At 47.5% G+C, this 18,806-nt stretch carries 10 protein-coding genes and 1 tRNA gene; 6 read left to right on the plus strand and 5 right to left on the minus strand.

Annotated elements, in window-relative coordinates; all coding sequences use genetic code 11:
- Window positions 1–78 precede the first annotated feature (78 nt).
- Together IYN85_RS00500 and IYN85_RS00505 are read right to left on the minus strand one after the other, a co-directional pair.
- Window positions 79–5,295, minus strand: a complete 5,217-nt coding sequence (locus IYN85_RS00500) for a tandem-95 repeat protein (RefSeq protein ID WP_196156906.1) — start codon at window positions 5,293–5,295, stop codon at window positions 79–81.
- Window positions 5,296–5,540: 245 nt separating this feature from the next.
- Window positions 5,541–6,155 (minus strand): DUF502 domain-containing protein, encoded by a 615-nt coding sequence (locus tag IYN85_RS00505; RefSeq protein ID WP_196156907.1) that lies wholly within the window; start codon window positions 6,153–6,155, stop codon window positions 5,541–5,543.
- Between the two features lie 285 nt (window positions 6,156–6,440).
- Here IYN85_RS00505 and IYN85_RS00510 point away from each other — a divergent pair, with 285 nt between their 5' ends.
- From IYN85_RS00510 to IYN85_RS00520, 3 genes are all read left to right on the plus strand, one after another.
- The gene (locus tag IYN85_RS00510; RefSeq protein ID WP_196156908.1) at window positions 6,441–7,331 is read left to right on the plus strand and encodes a choice-of-anchor A family protein; all 891 of its coding nucleotides are present in this window, start codon (window positions 6,441–6,443) and stop codon (window positions 7,329–7,331) included.
- A 154-nt stretch (window positions 7,332–7,485) separates the two neighbouring features.
- Window positions 7,486–7,562: transfer RNA gene (locus IYN85_RS00515), tRNA-Ile, on the plus strand.
- Between the two features lie 160 nt (window positions 7,563–7,722).
- Entirely contained in the window at window positions 7,723–9,198 is a 1,476-nt protein-coding gene (locus IYN85_RS00520; RefSeq protein WP_196156909.1) for a hypothetical protein, read from the plus strand.
- A 169-nt stretch (window positions 9,199–9,367) separates the two neighbouring features.
- Here IYN85_RS00520 and IYN85_RS00525 read toward each other — a convergent pair whose 3' ends face one another.
- The 3 genes from IYN85_RS00525 to IYN85_RS00535 all read right to left on the minus strand — a co-directional run bounded on the left by IYN85_RS00525 (window position 9,368) and on the right by IYN85_RS00535 (window position 14,509).
- On the minus strand, window positions 9,368–9,919 hold the full coding sequence (locus IYN85_RS00525; protein WP_196156910.1) for an IS5 family transposase: 552 nt from the start codon (window positions 9,917–9,919) through the stop codon (window positions 9,368–9,370).
- Between the two features lie 189 nt (window positions 9,920–10,108).
- The gene (locus tag IYN85_RS00530) at window positions 10,109–11,380 is read right to left on the minus strand and encodes an O-acetylhomoserine aminocarboxypropyltransferase/cysteine synthase family protein (protein WP_196156911.1); all 1,272 of its coding nucleotides are present in this window, start codon (window positions 11,378–11,380) and stop codon (window positions 10,109–10,111) included.
- A 144-nt stretch (window positions 11,381–11,524) separates the two neighbouring features.
- Complete coding sequence (locus IYN85_RS00535) at window positions 11,525–14,509, minus strand: di-heme oxidoredictase family protein (protein ID WP_230390396.1); 2,985 nt, start codon at window positions 14,507–14,509, stop codon at window positions 11,525–11,527.
- Window positions 14,510–15,229: 720 nt separating this feature from the next.
- Here IYN85_RS00535 and IYN85_RS00540 point away from each other — a divergent pair.
- The 3 genes from IYN85_RS00540 (at window position 15,230) to IYN85_RS00550 (ending at window position 18,797) form a co-directional block, all read left to right on the plus strand.
- Window positions 15,230–15,589, plus strand: coding sequence for a hypothetical protein (locus tag IYN85_RS00540; protein WP_196156912.1), 360 nt, complete (start codon window positions 15,230–15,232; stop codon window positions 15,587–15,589).
- 732 nt (window positions 15,590–16,321) lie between these two features.
- Entirely contained in the window at window positions 16,322–18,181 is a 1,860-nt protein-coding gene (locus IYN85_RS00545; protein ID WP_196156913.1) for a hypothetical protein, read from the plus strand.
- A 121-nt stretch (window positions 18,182–18,302) separates the two neighbouring features.
- Window positions 18,303–18,797, plus strand: a complete 495-nt coding sequence (locus IYN85_RS00550) for a hypothetical protein (RefSeq protein WP_196156914.1) — start codon at window positions 18,303–18,305, stop codon at window positions 18,795–18,797.
- The last annotated feature ends 9 nt before the right edge of the window (window positions 18,798–18,806 follow it).

Below are 18,806 nucleotides of genomic sequence, written 5' to 3' on the forward strand. Positions count from 1 at the left end.
GCCGGATTCCCAAGTTACGGTCTAAGCGGAAAACTGACCGAATGCGAGTCGTTCGCACCCGGACAGTGTAAGTTTGCGTCAACGGCGTTTAAACAACAGCAACAGAGGCAACAGCAGCAGCGGCAAGCCCGCGCCGCCCTTGTTTTGGCTGGCGCTAGTGGTTGGTTTGACCGTTGCCACGACAGGGCGTTCGGGCAGCGTAACCGCTGGGCTGCCATCGTTTTCTTCAATGGCTTCGTTGTTCACCACCTCACCGGCAAAATCCAGGCGGCTGCTGTCACTGCGGTTATTAGCACTGATCACATCGGCCTGGCCACTGCCGTCAACGTCCACCATCAGAATGGTGTCCGCACCATCGGTATCCATCACTTCAATGGTGGTGAGCTGCCCGGCGCTGGCGGACATCACTTCAAGTGCACCGCCGGGGCGTAGAACCGCCACGTCGTCTCTGCCATCACCGTCGTAGTCCCCAACACTCAAATCAGCAATGGAACCGGTTTGGGTTTCATTCGTCATAACGTTGTTCCCTTGCGTATCGAATGCAAACAGTTGGATAGAAGCGAGTGTCCGTTCGCTGCTTTCGTTTACCATCACCAAATCTGAGGCGATGCCATCACCATCCAGGTCAGCCAAAGTGGCCTTGCTGGTGAGGTCGTCAGCGTTGCCGAACTCAATGCCACTAAACCCGGATACTAATTCTTCTGTTACCAAGCTATCTTCCGCAGACTGGTTTGATTCTTCTCCGGTGACCGAGAACGAGCGGCTAGTCAACAGCGTACGAGCGACCGGTCCTTGACCAAAGTTCCGGTTGAAGTAAATTCGGTTTCGCCAGCCGCGGTTCGCAAACACGATATCTGGACGTCCGTCACCATCAAAGTCGTGAATGATGACTGCGCGTGAACAGCGTGATGGGAATTCACTGTGGAAGCTGAACGTGCCGTCACCGTTATTCAAGTACAGCGTGTTCGGGTCATTGTTGTTGGCAAAAACCAGGTCCATATCGCCGTCCCGATCAACATCGCCGTACGCTACCGCGCGGCTGTCGTAGTTACCCAAGACGTCAATCAACTCAAAGAAGCCGTCCCCTTTATTGCGGTACACGGTATTGGCTTCGCCATTGCCATTGGCCAGAACCCAATCGATATCTCCATCGTTGTCGATATCAAACAACGCCATGGCATAGCTGTCTGAAGCGTCAGCCAAGTGGCTGTGCAGGTCAGGTCGGAACAGCGACTTCTCAAACTTATAGACGGTAGAGGCTTCCAAAGGACCATTGGCGAACATGATTTCAGGCCAGCGCCCGCCTTGAACATTGGCCAGACCGATGGCTCGTACTGTGCCCTGACCAAACGATGGTACGCTGTATTGCGGACTGGTTGGCAGGCCGTCACTGAACGTCAGTGTCAGCGTGGCCTGGTTATTAGTTGTGTCTGTCTCAAAACCGTTGTGCGCAATGGTGGCGGTCAGATCGGTTGAACCCGGCGTGCTTTGGCGAACGGCAATGGCAATGGACTCCGGCCCTGTCAGTTCAATGGCACAACGGTTTTGATTTACCAGACAACGGTTGTCTTGTGACGACCATTCGCCGGCAAACTGAATGGTGACGGTACTGGTCACACTGTCTTTCGGCCCGTTATTGGCCAGATTCAGTGTTACGGGTACCCAGCCGTTGGTGGACCAAATGGTACGGTCAATACTGAACTCAAGCGCGGTATCGGTCGCGGTTTCGTCGTCGAGCACGGTCAGGTTAAATTCAACGGCTGTGGTTGCGCGACCGTCGTTCACGCTGACTTCAACCGCGTGTTTACCGATCATCAGTTCGGTCGGAAAGGCATTCAAAGAGCCATCCGTGTTGATCGTTAGCCAATTCGGTCCTTTGACTAGTCCGAAACTCAAGGGATCGCCATCGATATCTCGCGCTGAAAGCCGTGCTTTCCAGGCTCGGTAAATTTGCCCGGTTGGTAGGGCGTTGGTGGTGATCTCTGGCAAGTCGTTAACTTCCATCACCTGTAAGTAAAGTGTTTCAGTGTTGCTGTCGGTTTCTCCATCATTCACGGTTACGTCAATGGCCAAATCACCAAACCAGTTGGCCGCCGGAATGATTTCATTGCCCGCTACCTGATAATGTTCGCCTCTGGCGATATTCAGCGTGAAGGTTTCGTCATCCGGGTCAACGACAGTGAGAATTTCTGCACTGACAAACAGCGAACTGTCCTCCAGAATCTGTTGCGGGATCAGTTTTGCAATAACCGGGGCGTCATTGATGCTGTTAACCGAGACCTGCAATGCCCAGGTGTTGCTGACGGCATCGCCATCTGAAACCTGTACCGGAATCGATAGTGTGCCGAAGAAGTTAGCCGCCGGAACCAGTTGCGTACCACTGATCTGGTAGTGTTCGCCAGGTAGCACCTGCAGCGTAAACCTGGTTGAATCCGGGTCGCTGATACTTAGCAGCTCAGTGGACATGGTTAATGTGGTGTCTTCGTCGATAGCCAAGGTTTGTTGCGCGGTGATCTCTGGCGCATCGTTTACGGCGAGCACGGAAACCTGAGTATAAAACAGGTCACTGTTTGCGGTGCCATCGTTCACCTGCACCGGTACGGTCAGTGTGCCGTTGAAATCCTGGTCCGGTGTGACGGTATTACCGCTCACACTGTAGTGATTACCGCCCGACACAATCAAACTGAATTCATTTGAGTCAACATCGGTAATGGTGAAAACGTTGGTGGTCAGCGTCAGCGAAGTGTCTTCTGGGACAGATAAATTCTGTTGCGCATTGACGGCAGGTGCGTCATTAACCGCCGTTACGGTCACCTGCGCGTTAAAGACATTGCTCAATTCAATGGTGTCGCTGATCTGCATGGGGACCGTTAAGGTGCCAAAGTAGTTAGCATCCGGAATCAGCTCATTGTTAATGATCTGATAGTGGGCACCCGTTTGCGCAACCAGTACAAACTCATCGGAGTCAACATCACTGAATTCCAACAGAGCAGGAGTCAGTGGCAGCGAACTGTCTTCATCGATTCGCAGAGTAGTTTGCCCCGTAACAACTGGTGGGTCGTTCTTTGGTAATACCTGGATGTCCAGAACATAGGTGTTACTGGTCAGGAGGCCATCGCTGACCGTTACCGCTACGTTCAGCGTGCCATTGAAGTTATCGTCGGGCGTCAGGGTGTTGCCTGTCAGCGAGTAGTTCGCGCCAGTTGACGCTTGTAAGGTGAATTCAGTGTCATCGACATCGCGTATGGTCAACAAGGCTGGGCTTAGAGTAAACGGTGCTTCTTCTTCAATATTCACCAAGACCTGGCCGATAATTTCTGGTGCATCGTTTATCGCAGTGACTGTGGCCTGTGCGACAAAGATTGCGCTGCTGGCAGCACCGTCGTTGACGGTAACTTTAATCGCCAATGGTCCGAAGTAGTTCGCGGCTGGGATAATCTTGTTGCCGATAAAGTCGTAGTGGTCACCGGCTAAAACAGTCAGGGAAAAAACACTGGAGTCGACATCCGTAATGGTGAAATCGTTAACATTCAACACTAGGCTGCTGTCTTCAGCCAGACTTAAGTTGCGTTGTGCGGTTACTTCAGGTGCATCGTTTACCGCATTGACCTGCATTTGCAGCGCGAAAGACGGCGAAGTCGCCTGGCCGTCGCTAACGGTGACGGGAACCGTGAGCACGCCATTGAAGTTTGCTGCTGGCGTAATCGTTAAGCCAGACACAGTGTAATTGTTGCCGTTTTCGGCTACCAAAGTAAATTGACTGGAGTCGACATCGCGGATAGTCAGCATGTTGCGATTTAATGTCAGGCTGCTGTCTTCATTGATGGCCAAAGATTGTTGCGACACGATGACCGGCGCGTCGTTTACCGCGGTGACCGTAATAGACGTAGTGAATACTCCACTGTTATCGAAACCGTCATTTACCTGCACAGGCACGCTCAGTGTGCCGACAAAATCTGTTGCTGGTGTAATGCTGTCGCCGTCAACGCTGTAGTTTTCTCCATCATCAATAACCAGAGAAAAGTTAGACGAATCCAGATCCGAGATGATGAAGTTCGCCGCAGTCAATGTCAGGCGCGTATCTTCAGGGGTTGATAGTGGCCGTTGCCCGGTGATGACTGGTAAGTCATTCACGGACGTGACGGTTAATGCAACTGTAAACGGCTCTGAGGTGTATTCTGCATCGCTCACCGTCACTGGAATCGACAGTGTGCCAAAAAAATTTGCGTCCGGTATAACCGTTGTACCCTCAACCTGATAATGGCTGCCAGCTGCGACCGACAAGGTGAGTTCGTCGGGCGTTTCATCGGTAATGATCAGATCGGCTAAAGACAGCGTCCATTGGCTGTCTTCTGGAATGCTCAGCGTTTGTTGGCCGTCAATCACCGGAGCGGCGTTGCGGGTAGACTGCCAGCCGAGGTCTTCCAACATAGCGACCGCCAATTCCGTTTCCGGAACTGAACCGCGTAAATCCAGGTTCATAATCTGCAACGGTCTTGAGCTTTCGTGTACGTGTTGGCCAGTTAATGCAGGGGCATTGTAACTGCGAGAAAACAACAGAATTGCATCACTTGTGCGACTGTTGGCGATCTGTTCTGCCGCCAACCATGATTTTTCGCCTTTAAAAGCAAGATTCATGGAATCGTGCGCAACGTCTGCCACTTGCGTAGCCGTCATGTCGCTGAGCATTTTATTCGATTTTTCAGATTTCAGGTGCAACCAGTAAATGTCGTTGTAGCCGTTGTAACGCTCACCGGTCATCAGGTTGCCCAATGTGTGCAGACCCAGACCGTGCGCGATTTCCTGCAGCGTTTCGAAGTAGAGGCTGTACTCATAAAATGTGTAACTGGCGTCATAGCCCAGATACCATTTCGCACAAACGCTGTTGGTAATCATCTTACTGTTGAAGCGGATGGTGATGTCCGGGCTGTTGGGTTGCAAATCCGTCCCTGCCAGCGCATTGGCCAGAGCAATGGGGTAGTAAGTATTCGCCAGCGGCGCGTTAGGGAAATTCATGACCGCTGGCGCCGGCTGTGTATCGACATGCGTGTTATAGGAGTAGCTGCAGGTTAGCTTTACCGCAGCGATATCGAGCTCAATCGGCACAGGTGAGCGAACAGAATCGGCCCAGAAAGTCACTGCATCCAGCATGATGGATTGCATCGTGCTGTTATAAAGAGGGTCAATATTGACGTGGAACGTGCTGCCTTTGCCCTGAACCACACTTTGTGCAGACGCAAGCGGGATGCACAAAGCAACCAGACCAACGATGAAAAAGTGTTTGAGATGATGCATAGCAAAAACCTGAATAAGAGACATCGATCACAATACAGGTGTGAATTGGGCGGGCAAAAATGAAGCTAAGATTCCTTTGGAAAGTGTGAACTGAACACCGTTATCAAGGATTATTGACGCACGAAAATGTCAAAAAACCGTTTATTTGGTCTTGGCTGCATAAATTCGTCAAAAAAAATGAGATAGCATTGAACGAGGTTCAAAGGCCTTCTCAAGCAAGGCCTTTGTGTTTGCCGGGCCGGGCTTTAGCGATTGTGCTTTACCAGTGTGGGGTCCGTTTGGGAGATACCTGCGGTGAGCATGAAACGCATCGCGTCTTCGAATGGCCAGTCGACATAAATGAGGTCTGACTTCTTTACCAAGGTAGTGACCCCCGCGACCTGATAACTTAATTGCATGAGCACCGGTACCCATTCTTCAGCGGGGTAGCTTTCCGTCAGAACCTCGCTGACCGGTGTTGGTACGGCAGCGGCGGTGACGAAACCCACGACATAACTGTCATTGGCCTGCTTCACTAACACCGTTTGCCGGTGGTGCGGTGTTTTAGCATCACTGATGACCAATGAGGCCATGTCTTTAATAGCCCCGTGTACGGTTTTAAACAGTGGGAACCTCAGCACTTGCGCTTCCAGCTTTTGATACAGCCAGAAAATCGGGCTGACACTGAATGCCAGCCCCACCACGAGTAACAGACCAAAAACCACCAGGAAACCAGTGGCCTGCCAAGGTTCTTGAATGCCCACCAACCCCAGCATGGCCAAGCCAATGTCGTTCAAGCCCACACTAATCGACCAGAATATCCACAAGCTGAGTGCCATTGGCAGAATGCGCACAATACCCCGGGTAATGACTTTATGCATAACGTTCGCTCTATAGGGTGAAAAATTGCGGGTCATCATAATTTTTCACATTAAAAGGTGACAGTGCCTTTAGTCGGGTGTGTTGACACTCGTGCCTTTTAAAAAGGGAAAGAATGTCAGACTTCTTTACAGTCATGGAGTAGGTATACAGGCCAATGGCGCTGAAGCCCTTTGAATTAGAGGCTTTCTTAGATTTGGTGCGAAGCTTGCCTTATTTTTAATATTCCAATATGGAATAAAATCGACTAACTAAACTAAGACTTATAACGTATCTGGACTTTTTTAATGAAACACTACTTAAAAGGAATCGCCGTTCTGGTTATGAGCGGCTTCAGCATGGCCTTTGCACTGCCTCTGAACGATTACAACCTCATTTTGTTCAGTGATTACGATTTCCAAGGAGGCGACGTTGAAGGTAAAACGTTGGTGGGTGGCAACCTGAATGCCAGCGGCTTTGGCACGGTGTTTGGCTCCGATGCGCCTAGTTTTGGTAATACCTTAACCGTGGCAGGCGATGTGAATGCCACCAATCTCACCGTTGAAAATGGAAACCTGCTGTACGGTGGTGCGTTAAACGTCAGTAATGTCAACATGAATGGCGGTGGCTCGGTAACCCAAAGTAATGGAATAGACCTCAGTTCTATTCAGTTTGAGCTGCAGCAGGCGTCGCAAGGGTTCAGTGCACTGGGTACGAACGGTGTTTACGACACAGCAGCCAAAACCCTGCAATACTCAGGCAGCGATGCGACAGCCATTTTTAATGTCTCCGCGAGTGACTTGTTTGCCCAAAACACCAGTTTGCGGCTGAATTCTGGATCTGCTCAAAACGTGGTTATTAATGTTTCTGGGAAAAACATCACCGCCGGTGGCGGCACCAATCTGGTGGATGGCTTTCGGCACAGCGATATTGGCGCTGGTAACATTTTGTGGAATTTCTTTGAAGCGGAAACGATCGACTTTAATAACCTGGCCATGTTTGGCTCTGTGTTAGCCACGTCTGCGGATTTGCGTGGAGGTGCCGTTTTTGATGGCGCCGTCGCGGCGAACTCCTATGTTGGCGCTCGAGAGTTCCATAACTTTTTATATAGCCCGCCCAGTGTGAATGTGGATGAACCAACCACGCTGGCAATGCTATTGGTAAGTTTAGTTGCGCTGGTGCGCCGCCGTAAAGCCTGAATTACCCCCGGGGTCGTAAGCCGAAGCCGCCGCAACCGACCGGTTTCGGCTTTTTCTGCATAAAAAATAGTCAATTCCACAAAAAATCTAACCAAATCAATGATCTGGCTAGACTTGACCACCGCTCGCGTTATAATGCGCGAACTTCTGTTAGGGGCCTTTAGCTCAGTTGGTTAGAGCACACGACTCATAATCGTTAGGTCCACGGTTCAAGTCCGTGAAGGCCCACCAAGTATTCAGGGGGCTTTCTTGCAAAAGAAAGTGTCCGAAAGAAGTCCAGAAACCCGCCTTATGGCGGGTTTTTGCGTTTTTTATTCGAAGGTAGTGTGGTGTATTTATCGCAGTAGTACATGTAATTCAGAGAATTATTGTTTTGTCGAAAGGGAATCTTATGAAAAACTCAATAGTGATGTGCGTTAGTGCCTTAGTGCTCATGGCATGCCAGCCAGAAGGAGTAACCGCACCACAGCTATCTGAACCAGGCTACGAAGCTTTCTATGTAGGGTACAACGGCTTTTATTCAACTGTCCCAGCGGCAGCCAACGAACCAGTGCTAGCAGAACGTGGATTATTACTACTGAGCCCGACAAATCCAGTTGAGCGCTCGAACTCTTCAATTCCTTTTATTAGTGTCAATGTGGCAGATCTCGATTTTAAAAGTGACCTGCTCAGAATAGATGTCGTAACCAATGAAGAAATTCCTGCAAGTTTGTACACGGAGCGATTCATCATTCGCGATCAACCAATTGAATACATGAACAGAATAGGAAATGGGGTTTTCGATTTTTTTTACGAGAATGAATATGGTCGGCAAGAACACGCGGGCTGGTATTTTGCGTCAGGAGCGCCGCTACAAAGCATTCAATACAATATACATAACTTTGAATCGGATACGATGGTGCCTGAAGACGATGTCTTTCTCGAGCAGTTGAAAATTCAGCGATTTTCGATGAATGAATCTGAAGTAGCGACCTCAAAAATCATCGAGGGATTAAATAGTGGTGAGAAATGCAATATCGATTTAAGCACATCAGAAGTCAATTTAATTCCAAGCCGTGATGACTATGGAATGTTGGTGTTATCAGGCGATGTTTCAACAGATGCTTTCACTGGAAATGTGGTTCTAAAGCAGTCGAGTGATGAACTTAACGGTGATTTACTCTCTGGTTCTCTTGTCATTTCGACGGGTAAATACGCTGGGAGTTTCCCTTTTTCACTCAGCTTTGCGAACGAAAATAAATTTTCTGCGCATCTGGATCTTAATGGATGTGATATGTTTTTGAGCACCGAGTGGCAGAGTTTACCAGATATTTATGATGAAACTCGTTGGGAAACAGTGGCTGACATCGACTTTAGAAACACTTCGCCTTCAGAACTGTATAAGGCTGGCATACGATATAAGGGGCTGACATACGGAACTGCCCCAGTATTGAAAAATGAACCCACCATTAATGAGATAAACCTACTGCCAAACGGACTCGAGAACAACGAAGTTTCTGATCTTAAACTCATTGCCTTCTCAAATTGGCAATCAACCGATGCACAGTTTTTGTCTTATATTGACCGTGAAGTCAGGTTGTCGTTTAAAAGCGAAGTTCAAAACTGGAATGATGCAATTTGTAATCGATTAGGCTTGAAACTCTCGCTCGAAACTCAGGCAAACCGTGATCTGGTAGAAATTCTTACTGTTAACATTCCCGACATCAGGAACATTGGGGTGTTCTTATCAGAACCCACAAAATTACCTCCTAAACTAGATTTGTTCCGCTCAAAAATTGAAGTAATTGGCGAAGGGTGTACGGATGTTTTTGCATCAAAAGATCTAAGAATATTTTTGTCCAATTACACACTTCGTTTTTATGAATGAATAACTCTAGGGAGGCTCTGATTTTTATATATAATTTCCATTTTTTGCGCGTCAGAGTAATTGGTTTGATTTCGTTTTCTTTTATTTAGCGGTCGGTGCCGTGCTATTTGTCCCGGATTTTAGGTAAAACCCAAAATCCGTGCACACTAACCCTAGGCCAGCAAACTTTTTACTCTGAGTTGGTTGTTAATCCGGCTAATAGATACAGCCAGTTTGTGTTTTTCTGCAAACCTCGATATCGCACTTTGCTATAACCAAACTGTTGTTTGATTCGAGCGAAGCAATGTTCAACCTGTGCACGCAATGAGGATTTGATAGTCTCTATCTTTAATTCATCTGATGACATGGATTTGCGTTTGTCCGGAGGTTGATTAATTAGCCAATCCACCTCTCGGTGTTCATGTTCTGATCGTTTGTCCAAACCAAGATAACCTGCTTCACCACTGACTCGTTTTTCCTTTCCGTGAAGTAGCTGGCCACTCACGACAATATCATGCAAATTCGCTGAGGTCGTTTTGAGACTGTGGATGAGTCCAAGAACGTCATCGACATCAATGTGCATTTTCATGCCAAAGTGCCACTCGTTGCCTTTCATAGTCTGGTGAATTTCATGATCTCGTTGACCTGTTTTTTTTGTTGACGTCAGTGCTGAGATGGTGGAAGCATCTATAATGGTACCTTCTTTATACGACAAGCCTTTCTTTTCTAAATGTTGAGTCATTCGATTGGCGGTTTCAAATTTGAAGTGCAACTCAATAGCCGGATCACTGTCGCACTTGGATATTGAAAGCGCGTTTTAATAATCGATTGTCTTTTTCGCGTAGTAGGGTGATCAGTAGAACCTATCGGGGTTCCATGGAGGGAAAATCCCCGGAACCCCGGTAAAGGGCTTTAATTTCTGTTGTGGATACTATGCTTTTTCCAAGGCTTGGCTCACATCGGCGATTATGTCTTCAATGTGCTCAATACCTACTGATATTCGAATTAAGTCAGAACTGACTCCGGCTGCAGCAAGTTCTTCATCGTTCAGTTGGCGATGGGTCGTCGATGCTGGGTGGCAGGCCAGCGATTTGGCGTCCCCTATATTTACCAAGCGAAGTATCATTGCTAATGAGTCGATAAACGTTGTGCCCGCTTTCAATCCACCGGTGATTCCAAAGCTTAAAATTCCAGAAGCTTTACCTGAAGTGATCTTTTTGCAGGTATCGTGATAAGGGCTGCCTGGCAATGCTGCATAATTTACCCATTCTACTTTTGGGTGTTGCTGCAGATACGCTGCCAGTTTTTCGGCATTTTCACAGTGGCGATCCATACGAAGGCCGAGCGTTTCTAGCCCCTGTAGAATTTGAAATGAGTTCATGGGTGAAATGGCTGCACCGGTGTTTCGAAGTGGACCAACACGACAACGGCCAATATAAGCAGCCGCACCTAAAGCCTCTGTGTAAACCACGCCATGGTATGCCGGATCCGGTTCGTTTAAAATGGCGAAACGCGTTTTATGGGCCGCCCAGTCAAATTTACCTGAATCAACGATTACCCCTCCAATCGAAGTGCCGTGACCACCAATATACTTTGTTAATGAATGGACAACGATGTCAGCGCCAAGATCAAATGGTCGGCATAAATAGGGGGTGGCTACGGTATTGTCGACAATTAATGGTACGCCGTGTTTGTGCGCAATTTCCGACAGGCGGACGATATCGACTACATTGCCAGCTGGGTTGCCAATGGATTCACAAAAGACCGCTTTTGTTTTTTCATCTATCGATTTATCAAATGCGTCAAAGTCGTCATGCGATAGCATGCGTACCTCGATGCCTTGGCGAGGCAAGGCATGGGCAAATAGGTTATACGTACCACCATAAAGCTGGCTAGTGCTGACAATGTTGTCGCCCGCTTCACAAATGCATTGAATAGCATAGGTGATAGCCGCCATGCCAGAAGATACACAAACGGAACCAATACCACCTTCCATCGCGGTGATGCGTTTTTCCAAAACATCCGTTGTTGGGTTCATAATCCGTGTATAAATATTGCCTTGAACTTTGAGGTCGAATAAGTCTGCACCATGCTGAGTGTCGTCAAAGGTATATGATGTGGTTTGATAGATGGGTACTGCAGCAGCTTTAGTTGTTTCTTCAGACTTATATCCTTCGTGTAGTGCTATAGATTCGAGTTTCATCGAGTTTCTCTTCTTAGTTGACCTGTTCATTTAACGGCATAGCAATACGGCCGCAGTAACGTGCCGGATAATATACACCGTCAGTGTATGAAGTCCCAATAATGCCTCTGGTTGCTCCACAGGCATTAAACTAAGGCTCTTAGATCAGAGTGACTCTATGAATCGAATCAACGCATTTTTATCGGCATTATTCAACGCTTCATAGTTATTTTTAGACGATTCACCTTCTCCGCCGTGCCAGCGAATAGCTTCGTCTAGAGTCCTTGCTCGACCATCGTGCAAATAGCCGTGCTCAGGTGTGCATTTTTCGTAACCGTCTAAGCCAAAGGCATCCCAACCTCTGGGTCCTTCAACACCTCCGGTCACGCAGGCGGACAACCCTACTCCCCACAAAGGTGCTGTGCGCCACTCGGCACCATTCGCGGTACCTTCGCCTAAGTTGTCGGCTAGTCCTGGACCCATATCGTGCAACAGCAAATCGGTATAGGGATGAATCGTTTGGCTACGTAGTTCTGCGAGTGGGTGATATTGGCTGGTTTGGAAAGTCTCAACGTGACACGCATTGCAACCTGTGCTGGCAAACAGCTGTTTCCCCCTTATAACTTCGGCATTATTGTAGTCCCGCTGCGGCCTAACGCCGAGTAAGGACACATACTTAACTAAATTGCGTAAATGCTCGTCATTTAATTCCTTTCCTTGCGGTCCACAATCCGTTTGGTTGCTGCCACAATCGGGGGTTGGTAGAACTGAGGTCATCACACCCATATCCGTATTCAGAGCTGCCGAGATTTGATGAGTTAAGCTGCTGGTGGCCGCTTTGTAACCGAATCGCCCCAAACGATTGTCGCCTGTCTTAGGGTCTGTCACGTGAGCGGCCCGACCTGAAATGCCGTCACCATTGGCATCGTTTTCGTCGGCTAACGCTAGAATCGCTGATTCTGGAATGGCCTCCAACAAACCTAAACCGTTGAGTGCTGGTGCAATACGCGCCGAAAACGTAGGTGGTGTTGTGCGACTGAATCGATAATTTGGCGAGCGAAGTCCGTTCGAGAACGTCCATGATGTTAGCGACGCTATACCTTCGCTAGCTGCACCACCGTTGGCTTTTGGTTGCAACACACGACCTAAATCGGCATGTTTATTACCATTCGCATCTCCAACTTTAAAAACCCATTTTTCTAATGGTTCACCTAAACCCGGAGGCACTGCGCGGCCGTTCCGCTCATGGCAATTGGTGCATCGTTCACTAATATAATGAGTGCCTGTTAGACCCACGAGATTATTAAATACACCGTTCTCTGTAGCTTCGTCGTGTGTGCCGTCTTCCATTGACGAGTGGTGAACTCGCCGTCCCAGTACCCAGGCCTGTCCGTTATCGTATGACAAATTTGTTGCCATCTGCTGGAAGTGTCCATCGGGTTCTGCTGTCATTTGAACATGTAACGTGGTATCCCCGCCCATTCTGGCAGACTCAGGAATTGGAATAGAATCACGTTGGAATTTTTTACCTCCTTGAAAAACTTCTTTGTCGGTAACGTCCCAAGGAACAATTCCCTCGCCAACAATATAAAGATAAGTAGTGCCATAGTAATTTGACCGTCCTCTGTTTAGGGTACTGGCATCTAAGAACTGGCTGATTTCGAATTCCAATTTGTCACCAATTTGTATTGGGCGGTTTTCACGACAGTTCCAGGATTCTTCCTTCCAATAGTTTCGATTATCGTTGGTCGCCATGACACCATTACCGCAATATTCGGCTAAGGTATTTAAACCGATATACCACCACCGATTTTCTGCTTGAAGATCGTCAAGTTTGGTGAGTGTTTTCACATTCATCCGAATGGAACTGCCACCCTTCGCAACGTAATCGATAATTTCTATAGATGCGGTCCGTTGTTCCCAGTAGAAAGTTAAGAAATGATCATACGCTTGAAAGTGATTTTCTTTCGCGTGACGATCACGTCCACGGTCTGAGATCCGTGTTACCAGAGCATCTCCGCGGTCATAGACAATGGCGGCTTCCAATGGCGTGCTGGCGTCGTAAAGAGGAATAATCGTGCTGGAAAGTACTTCGCAACCAACTGCGTTTACCGGAGCACCTGGGCGAGTATTTGGGCATTGGTCTTTATCATCGGTCACGCCGTCGTTGTCACTGTCCCGACAGCTAGGATCTTCGCAGGTGGCGCTTGGATCAAATTCAAACCAGTTCACATTAAACAGCCCGGAAGACATATAGATGCGAACCTTATGAGCACCTTCGCTGATACGAATGGCAGAAATCTTTTGTGTCTCGAATGATTGCCAACCACCTGTATTTCCTACTGTGCCAGCCCCTATAATTTGACCATCCAATAACCATTGGTATGCGCCACTCCCAACTGCAGAAGACACCCGCGTCGAGAGATCATACTGGCCACCACGAAAGGTGAGATCAAACTCTAGCCATTCACCTGAATCGATGTATCCAACATTGAACCCATTATTGGCATCTGTTGTTGCTTCAATATCAACCGCATCCTGTCGATATTGGCCCGGAATATTAGTGGCGGTTGTGTCATGAAATCGATTGTAATCTTCCGCTTCAATTCGAGTTTTACCATCGACATCATAAGATACTGTTATCGGGCAACCTTTAGCATCGACGGGCGTGCCTCCAGGTGTGTTAGGGCAAACGTCTTTGTCATCTGCAACCCCATCATTGTCACTATCTGCCGGACCTGTGGCTGAAATCGTGTATTGGGACGTAGCCGTATTCACAGCCCCATTGGTTTTTTGATAGGTGAATGAGTAACTAATAGAATCACCTACAGATAAATTAGTCAGTACCCATTCATTACGTCCATTCGTTTGCTGCATTCGATGATTTTGTTGACCTGCGCTGTTTAAACGGAAATGTACATCGGCCCAGTCGTTGGTATTTACGTAAAAAACAACACGGTCATTTCCTTGTTGAGCAAGACCAAACTCATTTGCAGCCGATGCTATGGATATTTGAGCAAATATCGCGATGATCATTGCGCAGGTAATGGCCAACGTTTTTGATATAGACTCTAAACATCGGTTACCAATTTTTCTAAAGATGGTTGGTTCGTCAGGCATCTGCCAAACCGTTAATAATTTTTTATTCATAGGTTTGTTACTCTTTTTAGCCACGGATGAACTCGACTCGTTTGGCAAACACTAAATGACAACCAAAAAATAAACATTGAATAAAGCAGCTCTACACAAAACAATGCAATAACGAACCGACTCTTACCTAAGGCTTGGTTAAAGACAGCATCCTCGATATCAGCAGAAATGAAGAAATTAAATTCTATTTCAAACTGATGTCTACCTAACGTATCAGTCTCGCAGCATCTATTGACTCGACAATAGAGCTGCGTGTTCTAACCTATTTTTTGCAAAAAAATGCGGGCCAAAAATCGTGTACATAGTTTTTTGAATTGTGTGCAATACCTTTTTGTTTTTGTATATCGCACTGTTTTGCCTCTATGACGGCGAAAAAACTATAATGTAATCTGGTATCGAGTGAAAGCGCTTACATTTTTAATGACAATTTGCATCATTCAATTGAATTCTGTACGCAACGCGTAATTATATATTGAAACCCCTCTAACTCGGCGGTTTCGGCGGGCTTGGTCACCCAAAACCATACCAATTCCGGTGCATAAGAAAATGGAGGTTAACAACATAATAGTCTAAGTTGGTATATGCCTGATGGTATTTAGAGGGTCATATCGTGCAGTGGCTTAGGTGCGCCATCACTTCTCAAACCTGGCTTCCATTTCAATGAGGGCCGAGTCGCCGAGCGTTGCACTGCCCCCGTCCTTGGGCATCCTGGCTCGGGTCTTGGATCAAGCTCAACTGGACTTGACGGCAAACCACAAACTGAGCGGAAGTTGTTTGGATCGGCGATTGCCGCCTAAACACACTCGATCATCATTACTCAACAAGGATGAATTTATTCACAACGTTCGGTATGAATGGTTCTTGTATCTTCGGATACCTGATCGGCTGCACGGGCAACTGTTGTTGTCAGATGTCATTAAGTACCGCGTATTTGATGCGGACTACGTATCGACTCAGCGTTGGAAGCGGGAAAAGAAAACCCTAGTTGAAGCCACACGACAGCCTAAATTGATGGCAGAACCTTCAATACTGATACCGAAAATGGCAAATGAATTATCCCTCCGCTTGCATGAGGGATAATTCATTATCTTGAAAAGACCGATGATCGCGATGTAATCCTCAAAAACAAAGGAGGCAAACGTCAGTGGCGATTACCGACGGGCAACAAGCAAAAGTTGGTTAACAAAATCTTCTTTGAACAGATGCGCTCCGTTGAAATTGCCGATGTACTGCGGGTTGTGGATTGAGATACCGGGTTCATCGATGATTTTGAACATGTCCTGGGCTTGAGGTCTAAAAGCCGAGTGTTTGAGGTCGACCTGTTGGCTATCTTGATTGCCAATGCCGTCATTTACTTCAACTCAAAGGTATTGAGCAACCTACTTATAAGTTTTGAGCGCCAGGGCGAAAGCGAATTTGTGGGCTTCCCCTAGAACCCTAGATACTCCCAAGCTTTATTGCGAGCATAGGAGATGCCTCTGTGCTTATTTGTAGACCTTAAGTGGCAATATTTGGTTGTCCCACTTTTTGCTCACAATTTTTCCCATTTTATGGTTTAGCTAAAATAAGAAAGTGTCCGAAAGCAGTCCAGAAACCCGCCTGATCGCGGGTTTTTGCGTTTTTGGGAAATCCGATCATCATTCCGTCCAGCACTATATCTAAGAAAAGCGTTCATCTGCTCAGGTGGACGTTCATCCCGGTCGAGTCGGACACATCGATCGTGCATACCGATAGTCTTTGCATTCTGCTTTACCAACCTTAATTCGGCACAGCTGTGCCATAACAAATGAAGGCAGCATCAACATGCATGACATGACTAAACTGACAACCAGTCTTTTACTGGCAGGATTACTTTCGGCTTGCGCTGAGAATAACCCAGACAACACCCCCAAGGTTAAAACTGGCGTCGCGGTAGGCCCACTATTGCAAGGGCTCACTTACCAAAGCGGTGATCAAAAAGGGACCATCAACGAACTCGGTGAGTTCACCTACCGAGAGGGTGAGTCCGTCACCTTCTCTATCGGTGGCTTTGTTCTTAAGAAAGCTACGCCAAGCTCGAAGCTGAGCGCTCAGGCGCTGTGGGGTACCGCACTGCTAGAAAATGATAATGTACTGTCCGAACTGCTGTTTGATGAGTACGCTGAACCGATAGACATTCTTGTTAATCAGATGCTTTTTCTGGCCGCGCTCGACAACGACGGCAATGCCAGCAATGGCTTTAATGTGGATCAATGGCAGACAAAATTGGCGAGTGAACAGCTTGATTTTCAACGACCAGTCGGTGAGTTTGTTTGGAAAGAACTCATGCCCTTTAACGATCGTCACAACTTGCCTAAAACCCTTGCGTGGCATGGTATTCAGGAGCTGTATGACAGCAGTGGCATCGAGCTAAAACGCTTTTTGGTTAATACCGGCCTCGTTATTGATGTTCGAGGTGAGCGTCAGAATAAGCAACTTCTGTCTTATCAATATGATGCAGCTGGGAACACTCTGGAAGAACGCATTCAGTATGATGAAGAGGCCGATGGTTCCATTGACAGTTCGATTGTCTATACGTCGACCTACAACTCCATTGGATTATTAGTTCGTCGTTACAAAGAAAACGATAAAAACAATGACGGTACGGCCGATTCGTTGACCGAGAAAATTCAGGAATGGAATGCAAGTGGTCATCAGACACTTGAGATCGACAAAACAGATCGTAATGCCGATGGCCATTGGGAGCGCGTATTCAACACTCAAAATCAATACAATGCATCCGGTCAGCTCCTGCGCATGGTTCACACCGATACCTTCCAAGGGCTACCCAGCAGTGAGGCGCTGATCCTGACGAAAACCATTCAATTCTCCTACAATGAATCAGGACAAATCCAGACCTATGAGGAGTATGTCGACAACACGACTGACGGCACCATAGATGCCTCGGAAGTCATGTCATACGAATATGACGAGGTTGGGAAGCAAATACGCAAAGTCATTGTCGATGATGACAACAATGACGGTACACCAGAACGCATTACAACCAACCTGACAACTTACAATGAACAGGGTCAGAGCACTCACTACCGCCAGGAAACCGACACGAATGGTGACGGCGTAATCGACAAAGTCACGGAAAGCCAATACATCTATGATAACAACGGCCGAACGCTGGAGCACCGCTGGCTGGAAGGCACCGCAGATTCTCTATTAGTCAAAAACGAGACGATCTACACGCGGGACGATCAAGGTCGGTTGTTGTCGCGATTAGATCGTTCAGACACCAACCAGGATGGGGAATTCAATGTTGTCGAGCGGGAAACTTACGATCGTTCCTACACCGATTTTGGACGAGAACTGCTTGAAATCGAAAGTATAGACATGCGCGACGATGGAATCATAGACATCCGTACCCGACGCGCCAAAACCTACAACGAGATTGGCCTGCGCCTGACTTCGCTGTATGAGCGAGCAAAATCAGCTGACGGACCAGCTGACTATCGGACTTTGGAAACGTACCGGTACGATGACGACTACAACCTCGTCGAAGACGTCTCTGTCCGAGATCTAGGGGCCGATGACGTGATAGAAAATAAAACCACTAAGACCTTCGAGTATTCCCCTATCTCAACCTCATTCGACAATCTGTTTAGTTATTTGAACCAACAACTGAACCAACCTGCATTGCGATAGCAAAACCAAAGGGGGCTCATTAGAGCCCCTTCTGTCCAGACACTGAAAAACGGTCCGTTTGCGCAAATGGACGTTCTTCTGGGTCGGATAGGACGATTCATACCCCGAAAACGCTCATTATTTGATCACTATTTCCCGAATCGAAAACTTCGATGTCGATGGCAACACGCTCACCGATATTGAGCGCATAGATCGCGACGGTGACGGCTATTGGGATGAATTGTTGGAATTTGAACAAGAATACGATGCTCAAGGGAACATGACTCGTGATGTTCAAACCGACGCTAATCACCATATGTTTGAACCGGATTCCAAGCACGTCTATGACGTCACTCAAATCTTCAACGAAATCGGTTTGGTCGCATCCAAATGCACAACAAGCGACTATTCCGCCGATGGTATAATCGACAACCAATCCACGGAAACCATTACCTACGACGAAGCACTGAATCAGATCCGTCACTACCGAGAATACGATGGCAACAATGACGGAACCATCAACTTTGTACGTGACATTCGAACCAGCTACAACAGCACAGGACTCAAGACCAGCGAGTTAGAGCGAATCGATACCAACAACGACGGCGAATACGATTCTATCGTCAACAAAATATGAATCGCCACT

Origin of the sequence: Reinekea sp. G2M2-21 (assembly GCF_015687175.1) — a bacterium.
Lineage (GTDB): Bacteria > Pseudomonadota > Gammaproteobacteria > Pseudomonadales > Natronospirillaceae > Reinekea.